The organism is Micromonospora sp. KC213 (assembly GCF_004348325.1).
GTDB lineage: Bacteria > Actinomycetota > Actinomycetes > Mycobacteriales > Micromonosporaceae > Micromonospora.
Map to the genome: position 1 here is coordinate 1 of NZ_SMKF01000177.1, position 11959 is coordinate 11959.

Genomic DNA, 11959 nt, shown 5'->3' on the forward strand with positions numbered 1-11959 from the left:
CCACACCCCCGACCACCGCACCCCCGAACCGCGGCCAGATCATCGGCAGCCAGTCGGGCCGGTGCGCGACCGGGTCCAGCAACAGCGCCGGGGCCCAGGTGCAACTGCGGGACTGCACTGGACAGTCCAACCAGGTGTGGACCCACACCGCGAGCAAGCAGTTGCAGACGTCCGGCAATATGTGCCTGGACGCGAACGGCGGCGGGACCAGCAATGGCACCGCCGTGATCATCTGGACCTGCAACAACCAGGCCAACCAGCAGTGGAACATCAACCAGGGCGGCACCATCACCGGTGTGCAGTCCGGGCTGTGCCTGGACGCGAATGGGGGCGGCACGGCGAACGGCACGAGGATCATCTTGTGGTTGTGCAACGGCCAGGCAAACCAGCAATGGAGCCTGCGCTGACCCCACCACCGGCATCCCGATGACCCGGTGAGCGGTGGCCTGGCCACCGCTCACCGATCGGTGCAGGGCTGCACACAACGGACGGTCGAGGATCCGTAGCCCGAAGGTCACTCCTCGCGGCGAGGGACGCCGGGCAACCTTTCTGGGATCACGCCGGTCAGGTACACCGGGCCGGTAGCGGGCGACCCCGAACTCCTCGGCCGTCTCACCGCGCACCAAGCCGGACTGAAACCCTGATCGACTCGGCTTCGGGCAGAATGTACTGACAGCAGCGGCGAACTGAGCTTGAGCGGTGTGACGCACGATGTGACCGGCCGGCAGTTCGGCGATGCGTCCGCGGCCGGCATGGCGAGATACGAAAGCTTCGGCTCCCAACCGTGAAGAACCCACGCGTGACCCGAGATGTCAGGTCCTTTGCGGGAGGACGACTTACCGCCACCGATGCCGCGTCGCAGCTGCGAGCTGCGTATGGGCGGTCGGGAATGCTTTTGCCGGTGTCAGACGGTCATGGAATCATCTGCTCGCCCGCGCAAGTCGCGCGGCGGTTCTCACGGGAGTGACGTTGCCTGCAGCCGTGTTCAGAGGCCGGTGGCTCCGCCGGAGAAATGCACCCGTACGGCTGGCGCTGGTCGCCGCCGTGATTGCCACGATCGGTGGCGTGCTGACTGGGCCGGTGAAGGCCACGGCGGCCCCGGCGGCCGCCCCGGCCGGGGCCACCGAGGGCTCGTCCACGACACCCACCATCGTCGATTCGCCCACCCGGAGGGCGACCGCCACCGTGAGGCCCACCAGGCCGCGGCCGGTCGTCGGCTGTGCCGGCCCGCTGCGGTTCGGCGAGGTCAAGAGCTGCCCGTCCATCCGCGCCGCCCAGGAACACGTATGGACGGTCACCTCGGCCGTTGATCAGGACACTCTTCTCGCCCGACTGGACAGGGTGTCGGGCGATAGTGTCGGTGCCCGGGTCACCGATAGCGCGGGTGACACCGTCTGCTTCCTCGGCCCCTATCTGGACGAGTGCCGGCTCGGTGCCGCCGGCACCTACCTCGTCACGGTGTCGCTCAGTCACCGATCCGGCGAGGGGGCCTACACCCTCTCGGTCGAGTCGACCCGCGGCCCGTCAAAGTGCGTCAGCCTGCCGAACGAGGTCTTCTCCTTCGCCTTTCCCGGCCACCGCGGCACGCTCCCGGCCGGTCTGTCCGCCGCCTGCTTCACGTTTGACCAGCCCACCGGCACGCTGCTGCTGTCCGCCCGCCCGAACGGCACGGGAGACCTACGGGGGAGCATCCTGGACGCCGATCACCAGCTGCTGTGCAGCGTGGACTACGGCGGCCAGTGCAAGCTGAGCCGGCCTGGCCCGTACCGGCTCTTCATCCACGAGCTCTATGGCAACGAGTCCACCTACACGCTCAAGCTGCCCCGGCTGTCCCATCCGGTCGGTTGTCCGACGGTACCGCTGACCACCTTCGGCGATCCGGGCCCGGCGGTCGGGACCGGCTCGTTGGAGCGGGACGCGGTGGGCTGTCACGCTGTGGAGGCCACCGCGCCCGGCCCGGTCGTGGTCCGCTTCAACCAGTACGCCAACCAGTACCTCTGGTGGACGATGTACGACGTCGACGGGAACGAGGTCTGTCACGAGGGGGAAGCCGCCCACTCCTGCTCCCTGCCGGCCGCCGGCACGTACACGCTGCTGACGCGGAGCCAGCACTGGGATCCGGTGCCGTACCAGGTGGCGGTGACCTCGCTGCGCGGCATGGCCGGTTGCGCCGCGACCACCGGCACGAACTGGGACCAGCCCACCCTGTTGGTGCACCAGACCTCGGCGCTGCAAACCAACTGCCAGCCGTTCCAGGGCGAGGCCGGCGACCGGATCGTGGTCTACCGGGCACCGGTGGTGTACAACGAGTTGGCCGCCTGGTTGGTCGACGAGCAGGGCACGGTCCTGTGCACGGAACCCTCGGAGGAGGACGGCTGCCTGCTGCCGACCAGCGGCACCTTCCGGGTGATCTCCCATCTGGCGTACTGGAAGGCCGGGGACACCGACCTGACATACCAGATGCAGGTTCGCCGGCTCTCCGCCCCGGTCGGATGTCCCGGCATAACGCCCGGGGCCTACAACACGTCGCCCGCCGGAGCGCTCGGCAACATCCGTTGCCGCACGCTCAACATCGCGGCTGCGGGCACCTATCGGGTGAAGGCCGTCGACACGGAGAACTTCCGCCGGTACGGCACCGTCTACGACAGCAGTGGGCGTGAGCTCTGCAGAGACATGTGGTGCGAGCTTCCGGCCGCCGGGCAGTACACCCTGGTGCTGGAGGGCGGCGCCGTCAACTCGGTCATCGGTGACGATTTTCGGTACGCGGTGGCCCTCCTGCCCTGGACTCCGTCGAGTTGTCCGACGGTCTCCGACACGGGGTGGCGGGACGCGCCGCACCGGGGCGCGTTCACCGCCGCCGGCCAGTACAACTGCCTCCAACTGGCCAGCCCGGCCGGTTCCCGCGTGGTGGAGTTGCTGCCGGGCGACGCCGGGGCCGGTGCCCCCGAGGTGACCGTCATGGACTCGACCGGCAAGTACGTCTGCGACTCGTCCTGGGGGCTGCGCCAGTACCACTGCGAGTTGACCGGCGAGGCGCCGTTCTTCGCGGTGCTGAACGCTCGTGACGACGCGGCGCCCGGCCCGTACGCGCTCGCCTTCGCCCGTACCGACGGTCCGCCGACCTGTCCTACGCTGTCAGCGGGCACGGAAGGCAGCACCGTCGCCACCGGGGCGGATCGGTTCGCGGTCTGCTTCTCGATACCGGCTGACCAGCGGGCCGCACGGGAGTCGATCTCCTATCAACGGGCCACCGGTACCGGTGACGCACGGCTGTCGGTCTTCGACTCGCAGGGCACCCGGTACTGCGGCCCCACCCGGGACGCCGTGGCGCGGACCATCGCCTGCGCCGTGCCGGCAGGGACGGTGACCGTGATGCTGGAGGCGGACGCGGTGGAGGCGACGTACCAGTTCACCCACCGAGACGCGGGCGTGCCGTCGACGTGAGCCCTGGTCGGGCGGGCCGGCTCCGGTCGGCTCGCCCGACAGCGGACGTCGCCTCCGCGCCCCGACCGAGGCGGACGGGGGAGTCCGGACATCCGGGGCGCGACGATCCCGTTTGCCCCGGACCGCGGTCGCCCGCCGCGGGCGCAGTGGCCACAGAGGCCGGCGATCTGCTCAATGCTCAAGCGCCCGCGATGCGCAGCGCGACCCACAGCGCGAGCGTCCCGGCGAGCAGGCAGGCCGGCACGGTCACCGCACCGAGACGTACGAACTGGCCGGCGGCGGAGGGTTCGCCGCGTACGTGGAGGATGTGCCGCCACAGGAGGTTGGCCAGCGACCCGACGTAGGTCAGGTTGGGGCCGATGTTGACGCCGATGAGTACGGCGAGCACGAGTCCGGGTGAGGCGGCGACGGCGGGCACCAGGATCAGGGTGGCGGACAGGTTGCTGACCAGGTTGGCCAGCAACGCCGCCAGGCCCGCGGCCAGCAGCAGCCCGACCAGGCTGGCACGGTCGGGAACGACCCGGGCGACCAGGGTGTCCAGGCCGTGGCGGCGCACGGCCAGGACCACGATCCCGAGGGCGAAGACGAACGCGCAGAACGCGGGATTGGTTTGCATGAGCAGCCCGGCGGCGGTTCGCCACCGGCGGGCCGGTGGAGTCCGGGCGAGTCTCGGGGCGGCCAGCACCAGGGCCCCGGCGGTCGCGATCCAGGCCGGGTGGACGCCGGCCGGCTCGGCCAGCGCGAACCCGGCCAGGGTCAGGGCCAGTACGACCAGGGCGAACCGTGGTGGGCTCGGGTTCTCAACCGGTGTTGGTACGGGACCGGCGGGCGCGGCGAGGTCGAGGGCGAACACTCGGCGGAAGATCACATACTCGACGGCCAGCACGGCGAGCCAGGGGCCGGTCATCAGCGCGGCGAAACCGGCGAAACTCAACCCGCTGGCGGAGAACGCGAGCAGATTGGTCAGGTTCGACACCGGCAACAGCAGCGACGCGGCGTTGGCCAGGTGGGCGCAGGCGTACAGGTGCGGCCGTGATCGGGCGCCCACCGCGACCGCGGTGGCCGCCACGACGGGGGTGAGCAGGACAACGGTGGCATCCAGGCTCAACCCGGCGGTGACGATGGTGGCGATGATGAACACCAATGCGAGCAGCCGGCGGGGTGATCCACGACTGGCACGGGCGGCGAGCGCTCCGGCATAGGCGAACACACCGTGGGCATCGGCCAGGTGCGCCAGCACCAACACCGCCGCCAGGAACCCCACGGTCGGCGCCAACGCCGCCAACTCGGACCGCGCCGCCGACCAGGACACCAGTCCCGTCACGACGGCCAGCACGGCGGCCGGTACGGCCGCGACCGCCTCCGGAAGCCGCCACGGCCGGGCCACGGCGAACCCCATCACGCTGGCCAGCAGCCCCACGGAGATCAACGTCGGCATGTGCGCAGCGTATGCCGCGTCACCGGGACATCGCCGGGGCGAGCGTCCCGCGCAAGCTGCATCACACCTGCATCCGGCGCCCACGCCACCGACGGGTACGTCCCAATGCGTCGCGGCGCGCCCGCCCGAGCGCAGCAAGCTGGAAGGCGCTAGAAGCTTCTCCATGCCGTTTGTCGACGTACGGAAAGAGCGCGACGAACGTCAGCGGTGAGGCATTCTCGTCGGCCACGTGAAGTCTGTTGTCGTTGCTCTGCCACCGGCCGGTGAGGAAGAGCCCGAAGTACCCGCCGTCGAGTGGCGTGGGGGGAGCCTGCCAGGAACCCCGGGCAAGCGCCACCTGGTCGCCGCCGGAGGCCGGTGGCGCATGCACGTTCTCGCCAGGCGCGGCCTGAGCCTCCTCGCAGCTGACGAACCTGAGCAAGGACTTGATCGCCAGCGCGGAGCAAGGGCGGGTCGAGGAGGCGGCCTGCCGGACGCGTCGGCTGACCGTGGTCACACCTCCCAGATTTTTCTTGACTCGTTCCAGAAAAGGGGACAGACTTCCGGGCGTGGCAACGGCCCTGGACTTCACCCAGCTACTGCGCGACGCCGCCCTGCGCGTCACCCGCCCCCGGGTGGCGGTGCTGCGCGCGGTGCACACGCACCCGCACGCCGACACGGACTCGATCATCCGTGCCGTCCGCGCGGGCCTGCCCGAGGTCTCCCACCAGGCCGTGTACGACGTGCTACGCGCGCTGACGGCCGCGCACCTGGTCCGGCGCATCCAGCCCGCCGGCCTGGTGGCCCGCTACGAGTCCCGGGTCGGCGACAACCACCACCACATGGTGTGCCGGTCCTGCGGGGTGATCGCCGACGTCGAGTGCGCGGTCGGCGAGGCACCCTGCCTGATCGCCTCCGAAAACCACGGCTTCTCGATCGACGAGGCCGAGGTCGTCTACCGGGGCCTGTGCCCCGCCTGCTCCACCGAAGATCGTTCCTGAGCCTCACAACACCCCTGGAAGGATTCCCGTGGCTGAGAACCATGATGCAGTCGTCGGCGACATGAACTCGCCGGAGAGCGAGGGTCGCTGCCCGGTCACCGCCGCGCGCGCCCCGCACCCGACTCAGGGTGGGGGGAACCGGGACTGGTGGCCGAACCGGCTCAACCTGAGGATCCTGCACAAGAACCCCGCCGTGGCCGACCCGATGGGGCCGGATTTTGACTACGCCCGGGAGTTCCAGACCCTCGACCTCGACGCGGTGAAGCGGGACATCGTCCAGGTGCTGACCACCTCGCAGGAGTGGTGGCCGGCCGACTACGGCCACTACGGCCCGTTCATCATCCGGATGGCGTGGCACAGCGCGGGCACGTACCGCATCAGTGACGGCCGGGGCGGCGCCGGGGCCGGCATGCAGCGCTTCGCGCCGCTGAACAGCTGGCCGGACAATGCCAACCTCGACAAGGCCCGCCGGCTGCTCTGGCCGGTCAAGCAGAAGTACGGCCGCAAGCTCTCCTGGGCCGACCTGATGATCTTCGCCGGCAACGTCGCCCTTGAGTCGATGGGGTTCCAGACCTTCGGCTACGCCGGCGGTCGGGCGGACGTCTGGGAGCCCGACGAGGACGTCTACTGGGGCCCGGAGTCCACCTGGCTCGGCGATGAGCGGTACACCGGTGACCGGGATCTCGAGGAACCCCTGGCCGCGGTCCAGATGGGTCTCATCTACGTCAACCCGGAGGGCCCGCACGGCAGCGGGGACCCGCTCGCCGCGGCCCGGGACATCCGCGAGACGTTCCGCCGCATGGCGATGAACGACGAGGAGACGGTGGCGCTGATCGCCGGCGGGCACACCTTCGGCAAGACCCACGGCGCGGCCGACCCGAACGTGTACGTGGGCCCGGAGCCCGAGGGCGCCCCGATCGAGGAGCAGGGCCTGGGCTGGCGGAACAGCTTCGGCACCGGCAAGGGTGCGGACACGATCACCAGCGGCCTCGAGGGCGCGTGGACGAACACCCCGGTGGCGTGGGACAACAGCTTCTTCGAGATCCTGTTCGGCTACGAGTGGGAGCAGACCCGTAGCCCCGCCGGCGCGATCCAATGGAAGCCGAAGGGCGGCGCCGGCGCGGGGACCGTGCCCGACGCCCACGACCCGACCCGTACGCACGCCCCGACGATGCTGACCACGGACCTCGCCCTGCGCGAGGACCCCGTCTACGCGCACATCTCGCGTCGCTTCCTGGAACACCCCGACGAGTTCGCCGACGCCTTCGCCCGGGCCTGGTTCAAGCTGACCCACCGGGACATGGGACCGGTCGCGCGCTACCTCGGGCCGCTGGTCCCGAGCGAGACGCTGATCTGGCAGGATCCGGTTCCGCCGGTGACGCACGAACTGGTCGACGCCACGGATGTCGCCGCCCTGAAGGAGCGGCTGCTGTCCTCCGAGCTGACCGTGTCCCAGCTGATCGCCACGGCGTGGGCCTCGGCATCGACCTTCCGGGGCAGCGACAAGCGGGGCGGCGCCAACGGGGCCCGCATTCGGCTCGAGCCGCAGAACGGTTGGGAGGTCAACGATCCCGCCGAGCTGGCCATCGTGCTGCGCGTCCTGGAGGGGGTCCAGGAGGAGTTCAACGCCGCCCAGACCGGCGGCAAGAAGATCTCGCTGGCCGACCTGATCGTCCTCGGCGGCTGCGCGGCCGTCGAGCAGGCCGCCCGCAACGCCGGTTACCAGGTCGAGGTGCCCTTCACCCCGGGCCGTACGGACGCGTCGCAGGAGCAGACCGACGTGGAGTCCTTCGCCGCGCTCGAGCCGACCGCCGACGGGTTCCGCAACTACCTCGGCAAGGGCAACCGGCTGCCGGCGGAGTTCCTCCTGGTCGACCGGGCGAACCTGCTGACCCTGAGCGCACCCGAGATGACGGTGCTGGTCGGCGGTCTGCGGGTCCTCGGTGCGACCTTCCAGCGGTCGCCGCTGGGCGTCCTCACCGCAACCCCCGGGTCGCTGACCAACGACTTCTTCGTGAACCTGCTCGACCTGGGCACCGAGTGGAAGCCCACCTCGGAGGACGCGCAGACCTTCGAGGGCCGGGACCGGAGCACCGGTGAGGTCCGGTGGACCGGAAGCCGCGTCGACCTCGTCTTCGGTGCCAACTCCGAGCTGCGGGCGCTGGCCGAGGTCTACGCCAGCGACGACGCCCGGGAGAAGTTCGTGCGCGACTTCGTCGCGGCGTGGGTCAAGGTGATGGACCTGGACCGGTTCGACCTCGCCTGACCGGCACATGACGAACGCCGGGTGGAGCGGGCCGCTCCACCCGGCGTTCGTGGTCGTGCCAGGATCAGCCGTGCGCCTTGCCACGGCCGCCTGGGCCGAGCTTCTTGCGGGGGCGTACCGAGATGTCCACCGGGCTGCCCTCGAAGCCGAACTCCTCGCGGAGCTTGCGCTCGACGAAGCGCTGGTAGCCGGCGTCCAGCGGCGCGGTGGTGAACAGCACGAACCGCGGCGGCGCGACCCCCGCCTGGGTGGCGAAGAGGATCTTCGGTGCCCGGCCGCCGCGCACCGGGTGCGGGGTGGCCTGGACCAGGGCGGTCAACCACTGGTTGAGCTGCGCGGTCGGCACCCGCGTCTCCCAGCTCTGCAGCGCCTTGCGCAGCGCCGGGGCGAGCTTGTCGACCGCCCGGCCGGTCTTCGCCGACAGGTTCAGCCGGATCGCCCACGGGATCCGGCGCAGCTCCCGCTCGATCTCCTTGTCGAGGTAGTAGCGGCGGTCACCGTCGACCAGGTCCCACTTGTTGAAGGCGATCACCAGCGCCCGGCCGGCTTCCACCACCATGGTCAGGATTCGCTGGTCCTGCTCGCTGATGACCTCGCTGGCGTCGAGCAGCACCACCGCCACCTCGGCCGCCTCGATCGCCGAGGCGGTCCGCAGGCTGGCGTAGTACTCGGTGCCGCTGGCCCGGCCGACCCGCTTACGCAGCCCGGCGGTGTCGACCAGTTGCCAGGTCTCCCCGCCGATCGTCACCAGACTGTCCACCGGGTCGACGGTGGTGCCGGCGACCGCGTCGACCACCGCCCGCTCCTCGCCGGAGAAGCGGTTGAGCAGGCTGGACTTGCCGACGTTGGGCCGGCCCACCAGGGCCACCCGGCGCGGACCACGCGGCCGGTTCTCGACGATCGGCGGCGCTTCGGGCAGGGCGTTCATGATCGCGTCGAGCAGCTCGCCGGAACCCCGGCCGTGCAGCGCGGAGACCGGGTACGGCTCACCGAGGCCGAGCGACCAGAGCGAGGTCGCCTCCATCTCGATGGCCGCGTTGTCCGCCTTGTTGGCCACCAGGATGACCGGCTTGGCGCCGCGCCGCAGCATCCGTACCGCGGCTTCGTCCACGTCTGTCGCACCGACCATGGCGTCGACCACGAAGAGCACCACGTCGGCGGTGGCGACGGCCGTCTCGGCCTGTGCGGCGATCGCCGCAGCCCGGTCCCGGGCGTCCGGCTCCCACCCGCCGGTGTCCACCACGGTGAACGTTCGGCCGTTCCACTGCGCGTCGTACGGCACCCGGTCCCGGGTCACCCCGGGCACGTCCTCCACGACCGCCTGGCGGCGGCCGATGAGCCGATTGACCAGGGTCGACTTGCCCACGTTCGGCCGCCCGACGACGGCCACCACGGGCTGCGGGCCCGTCGGCTCCTCGACGTCGAGGTCCGGCTCCCTCAGCTCCACCCACCCGTTGCCGTCGGTCATGCCACTCCCCGCTCCGTGAGCAGCTCCCGCAGCCGGGCCACGACCTCGTCGATGCCCAGCTCGGTGGTGTCCAGTTCCACGGCGTCGGGCGCCTGCTGCAGCGGGTTGACCCTGCGGGTCGAGTCCAGCCGGTCCCGACGGGCCAGGTCGGCGGCGGTCGCCGCGACGTCGGCCGCGTCCTCCGCGCTGCGCCGCTGCGCCCGCGCCGCCGCCGAGGCGGTCAGGTAGACCTTCAGATCGGCGTCCGGGGCCACCACCGCGCCGATGTCGCGGCCCTCGACCACCATCCGGCCGGCGTGGGCGATCATCTCGCGCTGCCGGGCGACGAGCATTGCCCGTACCGCCGGCACGGCGGCCACCGCGGAGACCGCACCGGTCACCTCGGGGCCACGGATCTCCGCGTCGACCTGCACCCCGTCCACGGTGACGCCGTACCCCTGGGGGTCGGTGCCGATGCGCAGCTCGACCTCGCCGGCGACCTTGGCCACCGACTCCACGTCGGCCAGGTCGACGCCGGAGCGCAGCACCGCCCAGGTGATCGCCCGGTACATCGCCCCCGTGTCGAGGTAGCGGGCACCGAGACCGGCGGCGAGCCGGCGTGAGACGGTGGACTTACCCGAACCGGACGGCCCGTCCACAGCGACCACGCAGCGCCCGGTCCGTACGTTTTCCTCCACCGTTGTCCTCCTCAGCCCGTACCTCGCCGGTCACCGGTCGCTCCGATGCCGTCGAGCGGTCGTTACCATCGTTCATCATGCCCACCTACGGGCCGGCCACGCGCGCCGCCGTCACCGGCGGCCGCCAGCCGGCTCGAAGCCTACCGGCAGCGGTACCCGATCGAACGGCTCAGTCACTCACGGCCTTGAACAGCGCGGCGACCTCCGCGTTGGTCAACCGCCGGGTCCGCCCGGCCCGCAGGTCACCGAGGCGGATCGGCCCGATCGCGGTACGCACCAGCCGACTCACCGGGTGCCCCACCTCGGCCAGCAGCCGCCGGACGATGTGTTTGCGCCCCTCGTGCAGGCTCACCTCCACCTGGGCGGTCTTGCCCAGGGTGTCCACCACCTTGAACGAGTCGATGGTGACCGGGCCGTCCTCCAACTCCACCCCGGCCGCCAGCCGCTTGCCCAGGTTGCGCGGAATCGGGCCGGCCACCTCACAGAGATAGGTCTTCTGCACCCCGTACGACGGGTGCATGAGCCGGTGCGCGAGCGTGCCGTCGTTGGTGAGCAGCAGCAAACCTTCGCTGTCCGCGTCGAGCCGCCCGACGTGGTACACCCGCTGTTCCACCCGGTTGCCCAGGAAATCGGCCAGCGCGGCACGACCCTTCTCGTCCGCCATGGTGGAGACCACTCCACGGGGCTTGTTCATCGCCAGGTAGACCAGCCGGGTGTCGGCCTGCAGCCGCTCGCCGTCGACGTGGATCACGTCGCGGGTCGGGTCGACCTTGTCACCGAGCTGCGCCACCCGACCGTTCACCGTGACCCGACGGCGGAAGATCAGGTCCTCGCAGGCCCGGCGGGACCCCACTCCGGCAGCGGCGAGCACCTTCTGCAGGCGCTCCGCGCCGGTGAACACGGGGGCGTCGGGTTTCGGGGCACGGTCATCGCGTCGCATCGGCAAGCTCTTCTACGTCGTCGGGAAGGAACGGGGCGAGCGGGGGAAGGTCGTCGACCGAGTTCAGCCCCAACTTCTCCAGGAACATCGTGGTGGTCCGGTAGAGGAACGCCCCGCTGTCCGGTTCGGTGCCGCACTCCTCGACCAGCCCTCGGGACACCAGGGTACGGATCACGCCGTCACAGTTCACACCGCGGATGGCCGAGATCCGTGAGCGGGTCACCGGCTGCCGGTAGGCGACCACGGCGAGCGTCTCCAGCGCCGCCTGGGTCAGCCGCACCGACTGCCCGTCCAGCACGAACCGCTCGACGTAGGTCGCGTACTCCGGCCGGGTGTACAGACGCCAGCCGCCGGCGGCCCGGCGTAGCTCGAAGCCGTGCCCGGCGGCGGTGTATCCGGCGGCGATGTCGTCCAGCATCGGGCCGATCCGCTCGGGCGACTGCTCCAGCACCTGCGCCAGGATCAGCTCGCTGACCGGTTCGTCCACCACCAGCAGGATCGCCTCCAGCGCGCCCCGCAGTTCGACATCGTCCAGCACCGGCGCCGCCGGCTGCGGTGCGGCCGGGGTCCGCCGCCGGCCCCGCTTGCCCGCTACGGAATCCGCACCGCGCTCCCCCGCCGTCCCGTCGTTCATCCCCGCCCGGTCACCGGCGGCCGCCTCGGCGTCCACCGCCTCCCCCGCGGTCGAGATCTTGGAGGAGTGGGGCGCTTGGAGGGGCCGATCCCCTCCGGGATCTGTGGAGTCC

The 11959-nt window shown here is 71.0% G+C and carries 10 protein-coding genes; 4 read left to right on the forward strand and 6 right to left on the reverse strand.

The genetic code is table 11. From position 1 onward, the window contains the following. Together E1166_RS25505 and E1166_RS25510 are read left to right on the forward strand one after the other, a co-directional pair. On the forward strand, positions 1-407 hold a 407-nt coding region (locus E1166_RS25505), incomplete at its 5' end, for an RICIN domain-containing protein (RefSeq protein WP_165944429.1). A gap of 658 nt (positions 408-1065) precedes the next feature. Next, the gene (locus E1166_RS25510; RefSeq protein WP_132342478.1) at positions 1066-3444 is read left to right on the forward strand and encodes a hypothetical protein; all 2379 of its coding nucleotides are present in this window, start codon (positions 1066-1068) and stop codon (positions 3442-3444) included. A 178-nt stretch (positions 3445-3622) separates the two neighbouring features. Here E1166_RS25510 and E1166_RS25515 read toward each other — a convergent pair whose 3' ends face one another. Further along, positions 3623-4882: an ArsB/NhaD family transporter gene (locus E1166_RS25515; RefSeq protein ID WP_132342479.1), complete on the reverse strand. Its 1260-nt coding sequence runs from the start codon at positions 4880-4882 to the stop codon at positions 3623-3625. Between the two features lie 61 nt (positions 4883-4943). Next, positions 4944-5378 (reverse strand): hypothetical protein, encoded by a 435-nt coding sequence (locus E1166_RS25520; RefSeq protein WP_132342480.1) that lies wholly within the window; start codon positions 5376-5378, stop codon positions 4944-4946. 52 nt (positions 5379-5430) lie between these two features. On the opposite strand from E1166_RS25520, the gene E1166_RS25525 reads away from it, so the two are divergent. Both E1166_RS25525 and katG read left to right on the forward strand, forming a co-directional pair. Continuing rightward, on the forward strand, positions 5431-5862 hold the full coding sequence (locus E1166_RS25525) for a Fur family transcriptional regulator (RefSeq protein WP_132342481.1): 432 nt from the start codon (positions 5431-5433) through the stop codon (positions 5860-5862). 61 nt (positions 5863-5923) lie between these two features. Continuing rightward, positions 5924-8128 (forward strand): catalase/peroxidase HPI, encoded by a 2205-nt coding sequence (gene katG, locus E1166_RS25530; RefSeq protein ID WP_207914513.1) that lies wholly within the window; start codon positions 5924-5926, stop codon positions 8126-8128. 64 nt (positions 8129-8192) lie between these two features. On the opposite strand, the gene der is transcribed toward katG, so the two are convergent. The 4 genes from der to scpB form a co-directional block, all read right to left on the reverse strand. Further along, positions 8193-9596, reverse strand: coding sequence for a ribosome biogenesis GTPase Der (gene der, locus E1166_RS25535; RefSeq protein ID WP_132261498.1), 1404 nt, complete (start codon positions 9594-9596; stop codon positions 8193-8195). Next, positions 9593-10273, reverse strand: coding sequence for a (d)CMP kinase (cmk, locus tag E1166_RS25540; protein ID WP_132342483.1), 681 nt, complete (start codon positions 10271-10273; stop codon positions 9593-9595). The genes der and cmk overlap by 4 nt, the downstream gene beginning before the upstream one ends. Before the next feature lie 169 nt (positions 10274-10442). After that, on the reverse strand, positions 10443-11213 hold the full coding sequence (locus tag E1166_RS25545) for a pseudouridine synthase (RefSeq protein WP_132342484.1): 771 nt from the start codon (positions 11211-11213) through the stop codon (positions 10443-10445). Then, positions 11200-11959 (reverse strand): SMC-Scp complex subunit ScpB (gene scpB, locus E1166_RS25550; protein WP_243710511.1); only part of this gene is annotated, 760 nt, incomplete at its 5' end. The genes scpB and E1166_RS25545, both read right to left, overlap by 14 nt.